This is a genomic window from Rhodococcus sp. TAF43 (assembly GCF_052113525.1).
GTDB lineage: Bacteria > Actinomycetota > Actinomycetes > Mycobacteriales > Mycobacteriaceae > Prescottella.
This window is the reverse complement of record NZ_JBFRDL010000017.1, coordinates 13,715-30,845: the sequence shown is the minus strand read 5'-3', so window position 1 is coordinate 30,845 and position 17,131 is coordinate 13,715. Positions and strand designations below refer to the sequence as shown.

Here is a 17,131-nt window from a genome sequence, read left to right as displayed (position 1 = left end):
CAATGCCATACGTTTCGGTCGAACAACGACGCAGAGACCTGATCGATGCAGCGATCCGCGTGACGGCCGACGTGGGGCTGGCAGCCGCCAGCACCCGGGCGATCTGCGCCGAGGCCGGCGTGCAGCAGAGCGTGTTCCACTACTGCTTCTCCTCGAAGGAGGAGTTGCTGCGAGAACTCACCCGTGAGGTGGTCGCGGGGATGGTCGAGACCGCGGTCGCGACCCTGCCACCCGGTGTCGACGTCCGGGAGTCGATCCACAAGGGGCTCTACGGGTTGTGGCGGATGGTGAGCGTACAGCCCGAGAAACAGTTGGTGTTCTACGAATTGACGGTCGGGGCACTGCGTGAACCCAATCGCAGCGACATCCCCGAGTGGCAGTACCGCGAGTACTACGCGTCGACCGGCACGTTCCTCGAGCGGCTCGCGGAGACTGCGGAAATCGAATGGACCGTACCGATTCCCGTGCTCAGTCGGATGGTTACGACGGCCATCGACGGTCTCATCCTGGGATGGTTGGCAGACCGCCGGGCCGACGAGGTGGAGGCGTCGCTCGAGGCGTTCGCCGAGATGTTCGCCGGGCTGGCGGTTCGGCCCGTGGTGGTCGCCTAGCCGTGTTCTGGGAACGTTGTGATCAAGCTGTCGTGCAGCAGGATTCGGTCGGTGCGGCGACTGTACCCGTGTCGGGTGAGTTCGTGCCCATCCGGTCGTGAGGTACGGACTAGCTGGACTTGTCGGTCACGAGGCGGTAGATCACGTAGACGCAGAACCAAGTCGTCATCAGAACGGCGAGTGCGAGGAGAGCTTCGATCACAATCGCGAGCATGCTTGCCTCCAGGGCATCGGTTGGATTGTCGATTCCAGTGGTGTGTGCTGTGGACGGTGCCGGAAGGCCGTGAGACTGGTGGGGCAGAGTCACGACCACGTGTGCATTCACGACCTCAGTCCCTTCCCGAAACGGCCTCCGATACCCCTGTGGCAGCCGACGCTAGATCCCCGAATCCGATATCTCCAATGCATTCAAACCATCGACCTAATGCATTTACGCTATGGGCGTGACCCTGGATCAATTGGCCTGCTTTGTTGCAGTCACGAGAAGTGGGCATTTCACCCGGGCAGCCGACGAGGTCGGCATCGCTCAGCCGTCCCTCAGCCGCCAGATTGCCGCACTCGAAAAGGATGTCGGCACCCGACTATTCGACCGAGGGGCGGGAACCGTCACACTCACCGATGCCGGCGAAGCACTGCTGCCCGTCGCTATTCGCATGCTCGAAGACCGCGCGGAGGCATATCGGCAGATCGCGGAACTCAACGGATTGATCAAAGGCAGGCTCCGGCTGGGGGCGACCCCAAGTCTGTGCATCAGCCTTGTCGCCGACGTACTCAGCCAGTTCCATGCGAAGTACCCCGGCATCGAGCTACACCTCACGGAGGCCGGATCGCGCACCCTCGTAACCAAACTCGATCAGGGCGAGCTCGACCTGGCACTGGTTGTCGCGGAACGAACCGACAAGGGGTCCGGACTCGTCCTGACACCCCTCCTGAGCGAGGAGCTTGTGATTGTCTCCTCGGCGAGCAAACCGCCGTTGACCCCCCATCATTCGATGACGCTCGCGGAGCTCGCCAACGAAGAACTCGTGGCATGTCACAGCAACTATGATCTGCGCGTCACCGTCGACCACGCCTTCGCCACCGCTGGACTGCAAACGCACACCGTCGTGGAGGGTGCCGAATTGGATGCAGTTCTACGATTCGTCGCCCACGGAATCGGGGTGAGCGTCGCCCCCATGATGGCGGCGCTCCACTACCCGGGCCTGAGGATCACGCGCCTGACCGCACCACAACTGACTCGCACCGTCAGCCTCGCGCACCGCTCGAACCTGGCGCCGACCCGCGTGTCCGCCGCGTTCCACGCCCTGCTCGACGACGCGATCGCTGAAAACACCGCTCGAGCGATCGCGTCGTTCTCGCCGGCATCGTCGTAGCGTGGGGCGTCAGGGCGAACGACTCTTGCACGGTATGTTCGGAGATTCCAGCAGCGCCTCGGTTAACCTGTCTTGATGTTCCTCACCAGGATCGTCGCCGGGCGCATGCCGAGTCGGTTGTTGTCTGTGTTCGTACGCAACGCGGAACTGTTGAAATTCCTGACAGTGGGATCGATCGCGTTCGTCGTCACGTGCGTGCTGTTCTTCGGTTTGAAGTGGACGATCCTGGACGGCAAGCCGGTAACAGCCAATGTTGTGGCAGTGCTGCTGGCCACCGTGCTGTCATACGTCCTCAATCGAGAGTGGGCATTCACCGCCCGCGGAGGTCGAGAGCGTCGGCACGAGGCGGCCCTGTTCTTCGTGGTGGCAGCTGTCGGGCTGGTGATCAACCAGCTACCGCTGGCGGTGTCGCGGTATGTCTTCGCTCTCCAGACACCACATGTGTCGCTCGTCGTGGAGAACCTTGCCGACTTCATCAGTGCCACCATCGTGGGTACCCTCCTCGCGACGGTGTTCCGTTGGTGGGCAATGCGCAAGTTCGTGTTCCCGGATCCGATGACGTCGCAACAGGAATGTGACGAACCGGTGCTGGAAGGCGGACGCTGACGTCGTCGCCGCAAGCGGCATCGGTGCCGGGGCCGCGGGATTCCGTATCGCCTGGCTGTACGACGCGATGAATTCCGTGGCCGGCCCGGGTCAGTACCCGGTGGACACGGGAGCACCCCCGTGCCGTGAATCGAGGAGGCGCGGTCCACATGATCGTCATCGAGGTAGGCCGACCACGCCACGGGAACTGCTCACTTCCCGTCGGACCGGGGACCGGCGGGGCAGCCGACCGGAAGTTACCCTGCAGGGCAGGTGATCCCGATCTGTGGTTCGCCGAGTCGCCGGCCGATCTCGAACGTGCCAAGGGGCTGTGTGGGGGATGCGCTGTCCGTTCCCGCTGTCTGAGTGACGCGCTCGATCGCGCCGAGCCGTGGGGTGTGTGGGGTGGTGAGATCTTTCGACAGGGGGTTGTCGTCGCCCGCAAGCGGTCCCGAGGTCGACCGCGCAGGAACACGGTGGTCGGATGCAGTCGAGTCGGAAGGTCGGGTGTCTCTCACTGCGGTGGCGACTCGGGATCGAGCGGCATCGTGTCGGCGTCCCCGTCCCGAACGGATCGGCGGTAGCGGTCGAGGTACTCGTCTTCGAGTTCCTGCGCGGCGGATTGTCCCTCCCATCGGTCCGRCACGGGAACGCCGTCGTGGGTGCAGCGGGTGCGCCGCGCGGCATCCAGGCTGGGCAGGGAGCCGCGAAACTCGCACCGGTCGAACGTGGTCAGCGGCGAGACGGTGACCCCGTCGAACGTGCAGTCCACGAAGCGCCCGCCGATGAGCGTGGCGTCGGTGAGGTCGGCCGCGTCGAGGGAGCACCGCTCGAACACGGTGTTCTCGCCGAGGGTGAGCTTCCGGAGCGACGCTCCGGTGAAATCGCAGTCGACAAGTCGACGCCCGATCCGCGACTTCGAGAGGCGGGCCGAGCGGAAGCTGCATCGCTCGAATAGTCGGTCCAGCAGGCTGTCCGCCGCCGAGATCCTGTCGAAGCAACTGTCTCGGACCTCCGTCTCGAAGACGTGCAACCGTCCCCGTGCGTGACTGAGATCGAGACGCTCCACGGACAGGTGCCTGATGGACAGATCGTCCACGGTCCCCGGCGTCAGGCCACGCAGGTCCAGCAGGCCCTGCGGTGTGGTGCCCTGTGGCGACGCGATCAGGTGCGGACCCCGGACGATGCGGGCCTGCAACTCCAGTTGCCGCCGCACGTCGGCCAGTTGATCCGGGTCCCACCGGCGGCGAAGCACCGCAGCGCTTTCGCCTGCACTCCTGCGCGTCGTCACGCGCCCACTATAGGAGTCGGAGCGGGATCTAGCGGTAGGCGCCGGGCGTCGATCCGGTCCAGCGTTTGAACGCGCGGCGGAAGGCGCTGGGCTCCGAGAAGCCGAGGCGGGTCGAGAGTTCGTCGACGGGTTCGCCGCGTCGCAGCGCGGCGATGGCGGCGTCGCGCAGCACTTCCTCACGAAGGGTGTTGAGCGAGGTGCCCTCCTGGCGCAGCAACCGGCGCAGGTGCGGCACGCTGATGGAGAGCATTTCCGCGATCTCCTCCGCGGTGCACGTCCGCCCGCGCACACCCATCTCCAGGACCCGGCGGACCTGTGCGGACGCGGTGCTGTCGTAGTCGCGTGCGGAGAGAAGGAGATTCGGCGACTCGCGCAGGTACTCGGCGAGGCTCTGCTCGTCCTGGATGAGCGGCGCGCGCAGGATCGCGTTGTCGAACTCGAGTGAGGCCACGCTCGCGTCGAACGTGACGGGGACACCGAAGATGGTGTCGTAGTGCTTCGCGAACTGAGCCTCGGGCTGCGGGTAGGGGATGAGCACGGACCGCAGCTTGACGCGCCGGCCCACCAGCCAGGCTGCGAACCGGTGCAGCAGGATCAGTTCGAAGTCCGTGACCAGCCGGAAGGCCTCGTCGGCGAACTCGGGGGAGACGGCGCCGTCGCGGACCTCGACGCGTACCTCGAGACGGGTYGACTCGTCGCCGGGGACGAGGGTGAGTGGCGGCACCGGCAGCGCCCGTGTCACGTCGGCCATCCGTTCGAGGGCACTACCGAGATCGGGTCGGTGGATCAGCGACAGGCAGATCAGCCGGAACGTCCCGCGCGGCACCGGCGACACGCCGATACCGAACAGTTCGTCGTCGGTGAGTTGCCACGTGGCCTGGGTGAACGCCGTGACCTGCTCCGGTGTCAGTCGGGTGCGGGGATCCTCGAGCGAGGCCACGTCGATCCCCGAAGCCTCGAGCATGCCGGCCAGGTCGGCCCCGGCCGTTTTGGCGAGATGCAGCGCACGACGGAGGAAGTCTGCCGGGATCGTTGCCAGACTCACCGCGGCACCTCGAGCCGGCGCAGGCGCGACACCGCCTCCGACAGCACGTCCTCGCGCTTGCAGAACGCGAAGCGCACCAGGTGATTCCACTGATCGGGGCGGTCGGTGAACGCACTGATCGGCACCGCCGCGACCCCCACCCGCTGCGGCAGCGTCCGGCAGAACTCGACGCCGTCGCGGGTACCGAACGCGCTGATGTCGGCGCACAGGAAGTACGTGCCGCCGCCCGAATAGACGTCGAATCCGGTGTCCCGCAGCGCCGTCGCGAGCAGATCGCGTTTGCGCTGCAGTTCGTCGCGCATGGACCGCACCCATGCCTGCTCGTGCTCGAGCGCGTACGCGACGGCGGGCTGGAACGGGCCGCCGGCGACGAACGACATGAACTGCTTGGCGGCGCGGACGGCGTCGATCAGTTCCGCGGGCCCGAGCGCCCAGCCGGTCTTCCAACCGGTGACGTTGAACGTCTTCGCGGCGCTCGATACGGTGACGGTGCGCTCGTACATCCCCGGCAGCGACGCCATCGGGGTGTGCGTGCGGCCGTCGAAGACCAGGTGTTCGTACACCTCGTCGCTGATGACCAACAGGTCGTGCTCGCACGCCAGTTCGGCGACCGCCATCAACTCGGCCTCGGTGAGCACCGTCCCGGTGGGGTTGTGCGGCGAATTGACCACCAGCATCCGGGTGTTCGGGGTGATCGCGGCCCGCAGGGCGTCGAGGTCGAGGGCGAAGCTGTCGCCGTCCCGCACCATCGGCACGGCCCGGCGGACCGCCCCGGCCAGCGCGACGGCGGCGGCGTACGAGTCGTAGTACGGCTCGATCAGCACCACCTCCTCGCCGGGCTCGACGAGCCCGAGGATCGCGGCACTGATCGCCTCGGTGGCGCCGACGGTGACCAGGACCTCGGAGTTGGGGTCGTGCGAGATGCCGTACCGGACGGCGCGGTCGGCGACGATGGCCTGCCGCAGCACCGGCATGCCCGGACCCGGCGGGTACTGGTTGAGGCCGTCCGCGATGGCACGGCGCGCCGTCTCGAGCATCGCCGCCGGGCCGTCGGTGTCCGGGTAGCCCTGGCCCAGGTTGATCGCGTCGTGCTCGGTGGCCAGCGCTGTCATCTCGGCGAAGATGGTGGACGCGAACGGTTGCAGTCGCGAGACGGTGCGGGAACGTGGCGCTGCGGGCATTTGTCCAGCGTAGCGGCGTGGACGTCGTCGAACGAACTCGGTGTGTCACGTTCTCGGGTGCTGCATCGTCCTAGGGGTGGACGGGCGCGCACCGGCGCCCGACGACGGTCGAGACCACGGAGGAGATCATGCCTCGTATTGCCCCTGTGTCCCCGCAGGAAGCCGGCCCCCTGATCAAGGCCGCGTACAAGTACGTGGGTCGCCGGTACGGCGAGGTGCCCGAGCCCTTCGCGGTGGTCGCCAACCATCGCAAGCTGTTCGCGGTGTCGGCCGCTCACGAGATGGGCGCCCAGAAGGCCTCGACCGTGCTGCCGCCCAATGTCCGCGACATCGCGGTGTACCGGGTGGCATGGACCGTCGGCTGCTCGTGGTGTATCGACTTCGGCACGATGCTCCAGCGGTTCGAGGGACTGGACGTGGAGCGCCTGCAGCACATCGCCGACTATGCGGACTCGCCCCTGTACACCGAGGACGAGCGGATCGCGATCGCGTACGCCGACGCCATGACCGAGACTCCCACGACCGCGACCGACGAGCAGGTGGCCGAGCTCGAACGGCGGTTCGGACGCGACGGCGTCGTGRAGCTGACCTACCAGATCGGGCTCGAGAACATGCGGTCGCGGATGTACTCGGCGCTCGGCATCCACGACCAGGGGTTCGACTCCGGCGATGCGTGCCGGGTGCCCTGGGCGACGGATCAGGGGACGGCGGATCGGGAACGGAAAGCCTGATCCCGCGCAACTTCTCGCGGTTCGCGATGTCTTGGGCGGCCCACACCCTGCCATCGCCGACCGTGAACGCGGTGACCCGCCCCGGAACACCGGGGTGGACGTCCTCGCCGGGGGAGCCGTGGCCGAGGACCCCGGTGGGTCGTCGACCGATACGGGTGCAGCGCGGCGACGACCGCGTCGAGGTCGCCGGCCGCCATCGCGGAGAGCAGTCGGGTGACGACCTCGGCGTGCGCGGCGTCGGGGACCGGCGGCGGTGCGGCGGCGACCGCGCGCCGGGCGCGGGACGCGAGCTGCCGAGCGGACGGAACGTTCACCGACAGCACGCCTGCGATCTCGTCGAACGGCACCGCGAAGCCGTCGTGCAGGACGAACGCCACCCGCTGGGCGGGGGAGAGGGCGTCCAGCACGACCATCGCCGCCATACGGTTTGCTTCTTGCCGTACAACCGATTCCAGTGGATCCGGCGGGTTCGACGGCGTCGGGTCGGTGCCGATCGGCTCGGGCGGCCACTGTCCGACGTACCGTTCGCGGCGCGCCGTCGCCGACCGGAGGCGGTCCAGGCAGATCCGGTCGACGACGGTGGTCAGCCACGCCCGCAGGTCGCGGATGGCCGCGGTGTCGGCAGCGGCCAGTCGCAGCCAGGCGTCCTGCACGGCGTCCTCGGCGTCGCTCACGCTGCCGGTGAGGCGGTACGCCGCGGACAGCAGGTGGCTGCGGTGCGACTCGAACGACTCCGCGAGTGGCGCGACGCTCATGCCGTGATCCTACGTCCGCCCCCGTGTTGGACAAATGTCCACTTTGTAAGCCCGATCACATTAATGTGAACATCGGTAACGGCTACCGCTAGCGTGTTGTCCGGGTAACAGCAGGGCGGTTCCGGTGATCTCGCCGACATGCTTTGAGTGGCGAGTGGTGGAGGGCCGTCGACGTTGAACACGGTGTCGAAGCTGGCCAGGTGGCAGCTGAGCGCGTTCGTGGTGCTCGCGATCCTGAGCGTGATCTTCGTGGGCGGACGCTATGTTCGGCTCGACAACCTGATGGGTTTCGGGCAGTACTCCGTCTACGTGGACCTGCCGTCGTCGGGTGGCATCTTCACCAACGCCGAGGTGACGTACCGGGGTGTGCCGGTGGGCCGGGTCGGCGACCTCACGCTCACTGCCGACGGGGTCCGGGTGGAACTGCACCTCGACAACGACGGGCCGGACGTGCCCGCGTCCGCGGCGGCGGTGGTCGCCAACCGGTCGGCGATCGGTGAGCAGTACGTGGATCTGCGGCCCGACCGAGACTCCGGGCCGTACCTGCGGGACGGGTCGGTGATCGACGTCGACGACGCCGCAGTCCCGATCCCGGTCGAGGACCTCATCGCATCGGTCGACTCGCTCGCGCGATCAGTCCCGACCGACAGCCTGCACGCCGTCGCGACCGAACTCGGGAAGGCGTTCGACGGCCAGGGCGACAACCTGCGGACCGTCGTCGACTCGCTGGCCGACTTCACCCGCGTGGCCTCCGCCGCGTTGCCGCAGACCCTCGACCTCGTGTCCGACGGTCGCACCGTGCTCGACAGCCAGGCGGACCAGGCGTCGTCGATCCGTTCGTTCAGTTCCGACCTCGACGCGCTCACCGCGCAGTTGCGCTCGAGCGACCCGGACGTGCGCCGGCTGATCGGCACCGGCGCCGCCACCAGTGAGCAGGTGGGGGCGCTGGTCCGTGACAGCGGCGCCGACCTCACCGAGGTGCTGTCGAACACCCGGCAGATCGTCTCGCTCGCGCCGGGGCGCGAGGCCTACCTGCGGACCGCGCTGCAGTTGCTGCCGGCGCTGCCGGTGGCGGCGCGTGCCGTGGCGCCGGGCGACGGCACCATCCACTTCGGCCTCGTCCTCGAGACCAACAACCCGCCGGCGTGCACCCTCGGCTACGAGAGCACCCACGAGACGCTCGCCGAGATGAAGCGTCGCGACCCGGACTTCGGCGACACCCGCGACGACTTCCCGTTCTCCTCCGATGTCCGGTGCCTCGTCCCGCAGGGTAGCGCCACCGGTGTCCGCAACGCCGAGCGTGCGGTGCTCGCCGACCCGACGGTGTCGCAGCCGTGGGACGCGAAGCCCAAGCAGGCCCCGGATGCGTTGAACCTCAACCCGATTGCGTCCGTGCTCGCGACCGTCATGGGCATCGCTCCGCCGCACTGATGACCCGATCCGTGAACGGGACACAGTGGGAAATGCGGAACCGGCCTGCGAAATCCGCCGATGTGCGAGAGACTGAGCTGACCCCCTAGTAGGAGGTCACCTCGTATGGAACTCCGATCGAACGGGTCTCTACCCGGGGAAATTCGTCCAGCCTTGTTGCAGGACTTCGATCTTCGGAGGTCGAACACGATTCCGGCCGTGCTGTGGTGGGTCGTTCTGATGCTCATGGTTGCCGCGGTGCCGGCTGTCGCGACGGTTCTGCTGATGGGTTCGGTGACCCTCGCAATGACAATGGCTCTCGTTACCGTCGGCGGGGTCGGCCTTGCGGCGCTGATGATCTGACGACGTCACCATCCGAATTGGGGTGGGGTGAATCCCATCAGTGCAATTCATTCGGCGGCCCGGCCGAGACCAGTGCAACCAATTGGTTGTTCGATGCCGGAGCGTGGCGCTCACAGTGCGATCGAGTCGAGTCCGTCCGCCTCTATGCCGATGGAGGCTCGATCCAAGGTCGCGTCGAGGACCCGGAAGAGTCGCTCGGCGTCACCGGCCGGCCAGTTTTCTGGAAGCAGCGACATCGGCAACAGTGGGTCGGTCTGTGTGATGGAGAGCCACTCGGCCTGGACCCGGATTCGGGTGGCGAAGGCATGTTCGCGACTCGATCCGGACGTTTCGTCGTTCTGCCACCGCGACGTGAACCCGGTATAGCGGGCAGCGATCTCGTCGAGGTCGAATGCCGAGGTCACGAGCGCTTCGTCGGTGGTGGGCGGGAGGACCCGCCCGACCATCACGGTGAGGTCCACGTCGGCGAACTCGGGGCCGAGGATCGTCGCTACGTTATGCCGGCGGGGTGCCACCCACAGTCCAGAGGCGGTGTTCCCGAAGCCGGCCCAGCTCAGTCGCGACCGTGCCCGGTGGCGAAGATGGCGCGAGTCCTCGGGCACCGACAGCGCGACCGTCGTCCACACGCCGTCCCAGTCCGCGCCACCCATGCTGCGCCAGATCTTCTTCGAGCCTTCCTCGAACACTGACGTTCCGTGTTCGGTGAGGGCGTAGTAGGTCTTGCGACCCACCTTGTGCCGCTCCAGCAGGCCTCGGTCCGTCATTCGGGCGAGCAGCGACCGAGTGGCCGACTGGCCGACATCCAGCCAGCCGAACAGCTCGACAAGGGACGCGCCACTGATGGCGATCGGTTTCCAGAGAAGGTGCATTCCAAGGAACGCGAGAAGGAGCGACTTGGGGGTGATGTCGACCTTGTCGACGGGCTCTGCAGTGAGGTTATACCGCATGCCGTGGAGTCTAGTTGTCGCCTACTGGGGGTGGCCCGCCAAGTCAATTGCAACTCATCTTATTGACGCAACGCAATGAAGATGCATAGTATTCGGCCCGTCAGATGAGTGAGGTGGATCACGGTTCGGCCCGGATTCGCCGTCCGTTCAGAGCACTCCCAGTGAGGTTTTCCCATGGATCAGAGCTATCCCGAGGCTGCAAAGGATCCGGCGATGCTCAAGCGCGCCGCCGCATCCAGCTTCCTCGGCAGCGTCATCGAGTACTTCGACTTCTTCGTCTACGCCACCTGCGCTGCGGTGGTCTTCAAGGACGTCTTCTTCTCCAACATGAGCCCGCTGGCGGGCACCCTCGCGAGCCTGGCCACGTTCGCTGCGGGCTACCTGGCGCGGCCCTTCGGCGGTGTCATCTTCGGCCACTACGGCGACCGACTCGGCCGCAAGCGGATGCTCGTTCTGACAATGTCGATCATGGGCATCGCCAGCGCCCTCATCGGCGTCCTGCCCACGTACGCCACGGCCGGAGCGATCGCACCGATCCTGCTCGTGCTTCTGCGCGTGGTCCAGGGCATAGCGCTGGGCGGCGAGTGGGGCGGCGCGGTACTGATGTCGGCGGAGCACGCAGATTCCCGACGCGGCTTCTGGGCAAGTTTCACCAACGCGGGTGCCCCGACTGGCACGCTGATCTCCACCGTCGTCATCACCTCGACCATCGCGATCCTGGGCAACGACGCCTTCGTCGAGTGGGGCTGGCGTCTGCCGTTCCTGTTCAGCCTCCTGCTTCTCGTGCTCGGTCTCGTGGTCCGTGCCAAGGTCGACGAGTCGCCCGAGTTCATTGCAGCCACCGATCGCGCGCCGGACACCGGCATCCCGCTGCTGCGGCTGCTCAAGGCGCAGCCCAAGGTGCTGTTCCTCTCTGTCGGAGTCGGGCTGGGGGCCTTTGTCTTCCAAGGCGCCTTGACCACCTACTCCATCGCCTACGGCGTACAGTCCGGGGTCCCGCGCCAGGAGATCCTCAACGCGCTCACCATTTCGTCGTTCCTGTCGATCTTCGGCATCATCGGGTGGTCGGCCCTGTCCGACAAGATCGGCCGGCGGCCGATGGTCATCGCCGGCTCCGTCGGCATCATCGCGTGGGGATTCGCGCTCTTCCCCCTGATCGGATCGAAGAGCTTTCCGTTGATCGTCCTCGCCATGGTGGTCGGCCAGGCGATCGTCCACCCGATGGTCTACGGCCCCCTCGCCGGCCTGTACACGGAGCTGTTCAGCACCGAATACCGATACACCGGAGCTTCGCTCGGTTATCAGCTCGCCGGGATCGGTGCGGGTGTCTCCCCGGTACTGTTCGCCGAGATCATGCGCTCGAACGGCGGCACGAGCACCCTCGGGCTGTCTGCGGTCATCGCACTGACCGCCCTGGTGAGCATCGCCTGCATCATCAAGCTCGGTGAGACCAAGAACCGAAGACTCTCGCGCGTCGCCTCCGACGGGGCTGACACGCAGTCCGTCGCCGCCGATGTATCCGCGGCGGGGGTGGCGTGATGCGGGGCGGCTACCGTCCGGGCCTGGCCACACTGTCCGAGCGGCGGGCTCGGATGAGCGGTGACTCGGTGGCGCTGGTCTACCGGGACACCGCGCTCAGCTACCGCGAGGTCCACAACCGCGTCCTCGTCCGGGCCGCACAGCTCGCGCGGTGCGGGGTGGGACAGGGGGACCGGGTCGCCTATCTGGGTCCCAACCACCCGGCATTCGTCGAAACGATGCTCGCGGTGGTCCGGCTCGGGGGCGTCTTCCTTCCGCTCAACCACCGTCTCTCGGCTCCCGAGCTGGACTACCAGCTGACCGATGCCGGGGTCTCTGTGCTCCTCGTCGCCCCCGAGTCGCGGGCGACCGCGGGTTCGCTAGGAGTCGACGGCGTCGTCGTCGAGGACGTGGTGTGGTCGACCGAATCGGTGGATACGCCCGGTGATCCGATCGGCGCCGCCGAGGTCGGCGGGCACGATCCCGCCTTCGTCCTGTACACCTCCGGCACGACGGGTCGTCCGAAGGGCGCGATCCTCACCCACGAGAACCTGTTGTGGAACAGCTTCAACCTCCTCCTCGATCTCGACGTCGCCTCCGACGAGGTGACCCTGGTGTCGGCTCCGCTCTTCCACGTGGCGGCGCTCGACCAACTGGTGCTGACGGTGTACCTCAAGGGCGGTACCAGCGTCCTCGTCCCGAAATGGGAAGTCGATCTCGCCTTCGATCTCATCGAACGTCACAGGGTCACGTGGATGTTCGGCGTCACCACGATGTACGCCGACCTCGCGCAGTCGCCGCGCTGGCCGCAAGCCGACCTGAGCTCCATCCGTAGCGTCATGTCGGGCGGTGCGCCGATCCCGGTGCATCTCATCGACACCTACCGGGCGAAGGGTGTCACCTTCTGTCAGGGGTACGGCCTCACCGAGACCGCGCCCGGCGCAACCTTCCTCGCTCCCGGGGACGCGGTCCGCAAGGCCGGTTCGGCGGGACAGCAGGTGATGTTCGACGAGGTCAAGATCGTCGACGACATCGGTGTGGAGTGCCCCCGCGGCACCGCCGGCGAGGTGATCATCCGGGGCCCCAACGTCACGCCCGGCTACTGGCGGAACGACGCGGCGACCGCTGCGGCCTTCACCGCCGGCGGCTGGTTCCACTCCGGCGACATCGCGTACATGGACGACGACGGGTTCGTCTTCGTCGTCGACCGCATGAAGGACATGTACATCTCGGGCGGTGAGAACGTCTACCCGGCCGAGGTCGAAAGCGTGCTGTTCCAGCACCCCGACGTTCTCGAGGCCGCGGTCGTCGGCGCCCCGGACGACCGTTGGGGCGAGGTGGGTCATGCCCACGTCGTCCGGCGGGAGGGCTCGGATCTCGACCGGGACGCCCTCCTGGCCTTCGCGACCGAGCGACTGGCCCGGTACAAGGTCCCGAAACTGGTGTCGTTCGTTCCTGCCCTACCTCGCACCGGCTCCGGAAAGGTGCGCAAGCAAGACCTCCGCGCCGGCACCGCGCTCGGCGCTCACTCCGATTCCGTACAACAGATCTGCACGATCAGCAAGGCGATGAATTGATATGACCACCGCCATCTCCGAATCCCTCGTCTTCGACCAGCGCGGCGACATCGGCATCCTCACCCTGGATCGACCGCACAAGCGAAATGCCCTCGACGACAAGACCGTTCTCTCCCTCGGCGACTTCTTCCGGACGCCCCCCGAGGGTGTGCGTGCCATCGTCCTGACCTCGTCCGGCGATCACTTCTGCGCCGGCCTCGACCTCTCGGAGCTCTCGGACCGGGACGCCGTCGCCGGACTCCATCACTCCCGTATGTGGCACAAGTCGCTCGGCGAGATGGCGGGCGGCACGATCCCCGTGGTCGCGGTCCTGCGCGGTGCGGTCGTCGGTGGCGGACTCGAACTCGCCAGCGCCGCGCACATCCGAGTGGCGGAGCGAAGCGCGTTCTTCGCGCTGCCGGAAGGACAGCGCGGGCTGTTCGTGGGCGGCGGGGCCTCGGTGCGGGTTCCGCGGTTGATCGGCGTCGCCCGGATGCAGGACATGATGCTCACGGGTCGGGTCCTCACCGCAGACGAGGGCGAACGTGTCGGCCTCGCAACCTATCTCGTCGACAACGGTGGTGGCGACAACCTGGCCTGCGAGCTCGCCGGGAAGATCGCCTCGAACTCTCCTGTCACCAACTACTCGGTGATGCACGCCCTTCCACGGATCGCCGAGGTCGGCCCGGACGAGGGGCTGATGATGGAGTCGCTCATGGCCGCCGTCGCGCAGTCCAGCCAGGAAGCCAAGCATCGGATGAACGAGTTCCTCACCGGCCGTGGGCCAAAGGTCCGCACCGCGGACGGAGGGGCGAACTGATGGCGGCGATCCTGCGGTCCGTGCCCGCCGACGCCCGGGACACCACGCGGGTCGGGGCCTTCATGGACTGGCTCGGAGCCGAGCGCGGTGTGCGGGTGGAGAACTGGGACGACCTCTACCGGTGGTCGGTCGAGGACGTCGAGGGATTCTGGGCGGCGATCTGGGACCATTTCGGCGTCGTCACCCACCGCCCGTACCGCCAGGTGCTCGAGGCCCGGGTGATGCCCGGCGCGCGGTGGTTCACCGGCGCACTCCTCAACTACACCGAGCACTCTCTCGGAACCGAAGTGGACCTGGACGCGGTCGCCGTGGTGGCCACGTCGCAGACCCGCGCCGACATCACGATGACCTTCGGTCAACTGCGCGACGAGGTCCGCCGCGTGCGGGCCGGCCTCGTCGACCTCGGGGTGGGCCGCGGCGACCGGGTCGCCGGCTACCTGCCCAACGCCCCCGAGGCGCTCGTCGCGTTCCTCGCCACGGTGAGCCTCGGCGCGATCTGGGCGGCATGCGCACCCGAGTTCGGCGCCCACAGCGTCGTGGACCGGTTCGGTCAGATCGGCCCCAAGGTGCTGTTCGTCGTCGGCGGCTACACATACGGATCCAAGACCGTCGATCGTCGTGACGAGGTCGCCCACATCCGCGAGAATCTCCCGGGGGTCTCCACGGTGGTCTCGGTCGCCTACGGCGAGCACGTCGTCACCGACGACGTCGTGGCCTGGAACGACCTCGGGCGCGGTGAGGCCGGTGCACCGGGGTCGATGCCCGATGTCGAGCCGGTCCCGTTCGACCACCCGCTCGTGGTGCTGTTCTCGTCCGGCACCACCGGCAAGCCCAAGGCCATCGTGCACGGCCACGGCGGCATTCTGCTCGAGACCCTCAAGAACCACGCCCTCCACTTCGATCTCGGGCCTGGGGACACGTTCTCCTGGTTCAGCACCACGGCGTGGATGATGTGGAACTCCCTGGTCGGCGGACTGCTGGTGCGGTCGTCGATCGTCATGATCGACGGCAACCCCATGTACCCGGACTCGGGCCACCAGTGGCGGGTGGCCGCTGAGACCGGTGCGACGGTGATGGGCATGAGCCCGGGCGTGGTCATGGCGTGCCGACGCGAAGGTCTCGATCCCACAACCGAATTCGATCTCTCGGCCGTCCGGCAGTTCGGCGCCGCCGGCAGCCCGCTGCCGCGGGAGGGCTACGAGTGGATCTCCGACCGCTTCGGCCCCGGCGTGCTCCTCAACGTCGGCAGCGGCGGCACGGACGTGTGCACCGGCATCATCCAGGCCTCGCCGATGACCCCGGTCTACGCGGGCGAGATGTCCGGGCCGAGCCTCGGTTTCGCGGCGGCCGCGTACGACGGGGACGGCAACGAGGTGGTCGGTGAGCTCGGCGAACTCGTCATCACGCTGCCGGTGCCGTCGATGCCGGTGAAGTTCTGGGGCGACGACGACGGCTCCCGATACCGAAGCGCATACTTCGACACCTATCCGGGGGTGTGGCGGCACGGCGACTGGATCCGCTTCGACCCGGAGGGCGGTGCAGTCATCACCGGCCGGTCCGATGCGACTCTCAACCGTGGTGGTGTCCGGCTCGGCACCGCCGAGTTCTACCGCGTGGTCGAGGAGCTGCCCGGCATCGCCGACTCCCTCGTCGTCCACCTCGAGGACGCCGACGGCGGGATGGGCCGCCTGGTCCTGTTCGTCGTCACCGACCCCGGCGTGGAGGTCGACGACGCGCTGAGGAGGACCGTCTCGACGACTCTGCGGACGGCGCTGTCGCCGCGGCACATCCCGGACGAGATCCATCCCGTCGCGGTGGTGCCGTACAACCGGACCGGGAAGAAGCTCGAGATCCCGGTCAAACGGATCCTTCTCGGGGCCTCGCCGGACAGCGTCGCGGCACCCGGTTCGCTGGCGCAACCGGAGGCCCTCGACGCGTTCGTCGCGTGGAGCGTCACGGGAGCGATCGGATGAGCGCCCCGGCTGCGGCGCAGATCCGGACCGTCGCGGTGATCGGGACCGGCGTCATCGGCGCGGCGTGGGTGGCAGGCTTCCTCGCCGCCGGTCTCGACGTCGTCGCCACCGACCCGGCCGACGGAGCCGAGGCGCGGCTCCGGTCCTATCTCGACGAAACCAGCGATCTCGTCACCGAACTCACCGGATCCGCGGTGTCCGAGCGTGGTGAGCTCCGGTTCGTCGCGACCGCCGCCGAGGCTGCGCGCGACGCCGATTTCGTCCAGGAGAACGGCCCCGAGAGACTGGACGCGAAGGGTGCGCTGCTCGCGGAGATCGACGCCGCGGCGCGCCCGGGCGTGATCATCGCGTCGTCGACGTCCGGTCTCGAGCCGAGCGCGCTGCAGGCCGCGTGTCCGGTCGATCCCGGCCGTGTGCTGGTGGGCCACCCGTTCAACCCCGCGCACATCATTCCGCTCGTCGAGGTGGTACCGGGCGGGGCCACGCCGCCCGAGACGGCGCAGGTGGCGCTCGACTTCTACCGCCTGGTCGGCAAGAAGCCGATCCTCGTCCGCGCCGAGATCCCCGGGCACGTCACCAACCGGTTGCAAGCCGCCCTCTGGCGCGAGGCCTACTCGCTGGTGGACCGCGGTGTGGTATCCGTCGCCGACATCGACACCGCCATCTCGAACGGGCCGGGACTGCGCTGGGCCATCATCGGACCACTTACCGCACAGCACCTTTCCGGTGGGAAGGGCGGCCTGCGGCATCTGCTGGAACACCTGGGCCCACCCACCCAGAAGTGGATGGACGACCTCGGGACGCCGCAGCTCACCCCGGAACTCGCCGACAAACTCGTCGCCGGCATGGACGACGAGATGGCGGGGGTAGACCAGGCAGGCCTGGTCGCGGACCGCGACCGATTGCTGGTCGACATCATGCGACTCAAACGCGCCGGCCGAAACCTGCCCTGACAGTTCCCACCCGATCCAC

At 67.6% G+C, this 17,131-nt stretch carries 16 protein-coding genes and 1 pseudogene; 12 read left to right on the top strand and 5 right to left on the bottom strand.

Going from position 1 to position 17,131, the window contains the following annotated elements:
- Positions 1-2 precede the first annotated feature (2 nt).
- The 4 genes from AB4Z09_RS13310 to AB4Z09_RS13295 all read left to right on the top strand — a co-directional run bounded on the left by AB4Z09_RS13310 (position 3) and on the right by AB4Z09_RS13295 (position 3,153).
- On the top strand, positions 3-611 hold the full coding sequence (locus AB4Z09_RS13310; protein WP_174908428.1) for a TetR/AcrR family transcriptional regulator: 609 nt from the start codon (positions 3-5) through the stop codon (positions 609-611).
- A 437-nt stretch (positions 612-1,048) separates the two neighbouring features.
- Entirely contained in the window at positions 1,049-1,984 is a 936-nt protein-coding gene (locus AB4Z09_RS13305; RefSeq protein ID WP_442239917.1) for a LysR family transcriptional regulator, read from the top strand.
- Positions 1,985-2,059: 75 nt separating this feature from the next.
- Positions 2,060-2,590 (top strand): GtrA family protein, encoded by a 531-nt coding sequence (locus AB4Z09_RS13300; protein WP_442239916.1) that lies wholly within the window; start codon positions 2,060-2,062, stop codon positions 2,588-2,590.
- 149 nt (positions 2,591-2,739) lie between these two features.
- A complete protein-coding gene (locus tag AB4Z09_RS13295; RefSeq protein WP_174908432.1) occupies positions 2,740-3,153 on the top strand; it encodes a WhiB family transcriptional regulator in 414 nt (137 codons plus the stop codon).
- Here the strand turns inward: AB4Z09_RS13295 and AB4Z09_RS13290 are convergent.
- From AB4Z09_RS13290 to AB4Z09_RS13280, 3 genes are read right to left on the bottom strand one after another with little or no spacing between them, the layout of a single operon-like run.
- A complete protein-coding gene (locus AB4Z09_RS13290; RefSeq protein WP_442239915.1) occupies positions 3,084-3,860 on the bottom strand; it encodes a pentapeptide repeat-containing protein in 777 nt (258 codons plus the stop codon). The genes AB4Z09_RS13295 and AB4Z09_RS13290 overlap by 70 nt on opposite strands.
- A 28-nt stretch (positions 3,861-3,888) precedes the next feature.
- Positions 3,889-4,905, bottom strand: a complete 1,017-nt coding sequence (locus tag AB4Z09_RS13285) for an AraC family transcriptional regulator (RefSeq protein ID WP_174908434.1) — start codon at positions 4,903-4,905, stop codon at positions 3,889-3,891.
- Positions 4,902-6,086, bottom strand: a complete 1,185-nt coding sequence (locus AB4Z09_RS13280) for a pyridoxal phosphate-dependent aminotransferase (RefSeq protein WP_174908435.1) — start codon at positions 6,084-6,086, stop codon at positions 4,902-4,904. The genes AB4Z09_RS13285 and AB4Z09_RS13280 overlap by 4 nt, the downstream gene beginning before the upstream one ends.
- Positions 6,087-6,214: 128 nt before the next feature.
- Here AB4Z09_RS13280 and AB4Z09_RS13275 point away from each other — a divergent pair, with 128 nt between their 5' ends.
- The gene (locus AB4Z09_RS13275) at positions 6,215-6,817 is read left to right on the top strand and encodes a carboxymuconolactone decarboxylase family protein (RefSeq protein ID WP_442239914.1); all 603 of its coding nucleotides are present in this window, start codon (positions 6,215-6,217) and stop codon (positions 6,815-6,817) included.
- Here AB4Z09_RS13275 and AB4Z09_RS13270 read toward each other — a convergent pair.
- Positions 6,789-7,572 (bottom strand): annotated as a pseudogene (locus AB4Z09_RS13270) (sigma-70 family RNA polymerase sigma factor); the annotation flags it as partial. The gene AB4Z09_RS13275 and the pseudogene AB4Z09_RS13270 sit on opposite strands and share 29 nt — an antisense overlap.
- A gap of 174 nt (positions 7,573-7,746) precedes the next feature.
- On the opposite strand from AB4Z09_RS13270, the gene AB4Z09_RS13265 reads away from it, so the two are divergent.
- On the top strand, positions 7,747-9,003 hold the full coding sequence (locus tag AB4Z09_RS13265; RefSeq protein ID WP_174908438.1) for an MCE family protein: 1,257 nt from the start codon (positions 7,747-7,749) through the stop codon (positions 9,001-9,003).
- A gap of 198 nt (positions 9,004-9,201) precedes the next feature.
- Positions 9,202-9,345, top strand: a complete 144-nt coding sequence (locus AB4Z09_RS13260; RefSeq protein WP_254622813.1) for a hypothetical protein — start codon at positions 9,202-9,204, stop codon at positions 9,343-9,345.
- A 110-nt stretch (positions 9,346-9,455) separates the two neighbouring features.
- Here AB4Z09_RS13260 and AB4Z09_RS13255 read toward each other — a convergent pair whose 3' ends face one another.
- A complete protein-coding gene (locus AB4Z09_RS13255) occupies positions 9,456-10,292 on the bottom strand; it encodes a PaaX family transcriptional regulator (RefSeq protein WP_174908440.1) in 837 nt (278 codons plus the stop codon).
- A 174-nt stretch (positions 10,293-10,466) separates the two neighbouring features.
- Between AB4Z09_RS13255 and AB4Z09_RS13250 the strand changes: the two genes are divergently transcribed.
- From AB4Z09_RS13250 to AB4Z09_RS13230, 5 genes are read left to right on the top strand one after another with little or no spacing between them, the layout of a single operon-like run.
- Positions 10,467-11,831: an MFS transporter gene (locus AB4Z09_RS13250; RefSeq protein WP_174908442.1), complete on the top strand. Its 1,365-nt coding sequence runs from the start codon at positions 10,467-10,469 to the stop codon at positions 11,829-11,831.
- Positions 11,831-13,387 (top strand): acyl-CoA synthetase, encoded by a 1,557-nt coding sequence (locus AB4Z09_RS13245; protein ID WP_174908444.1) that lies wholly within the window; start codon positions 11,831-11,833, stop codon positions 13,385-13,387. Before AB4Z09_RS13250 ends, AB4Z09_RS13245 begins: the two co-directional genes overlap by 1 nt.
- A gap of 1 nt (position 13,388) precedes the next feature.
- Positions 13,389-14,186 (top strand): crotonase/enoyl-CoA hydratase family protein, encoded by a 798-nt coding sequence (locus AB4Z09_RS13240; RefSeq protein WP_442239913.1) that lies wholly within the window; start codon positions 13,389-13,391, stop codon positions 14,184-14,186.
- The gene (locus AB4Z09_RS13235) at positions 14,186-16,159 is read left to right on the top strand and encodes an acetoacetate--CoA ligase (RefSeq protein ID WP_442239912.1); all 1,974 of its coding nucleotides are present in this window, start codon (positions 14,186-14,188) and stop codon (positions 16,157-16,159) included. Before AB4Z09_RS13240 ends, AB4Z09_RS13235 begins: the two co-directional genes overlap by 1 nt.
- Complete coding sequence (locus AB4Z09_RS13230) at positions 16,156-17,112, top strand: 3-hydroxyacyl-CoA dehydrogenase NAD-binding domain-containing protein (RefSeq protein ID WP_442239911.1); 957 nt, start codon at positions 16,156-16,158, stop codon at positions 17,110-17,112. Before AB4Z09_RS13235 ends, AB4Z09_RS13230 begins: the two co-directional genes overlap by 4 nt.
- Positions 17,113-17,131 lie beyond the last annotated feature (19 nt).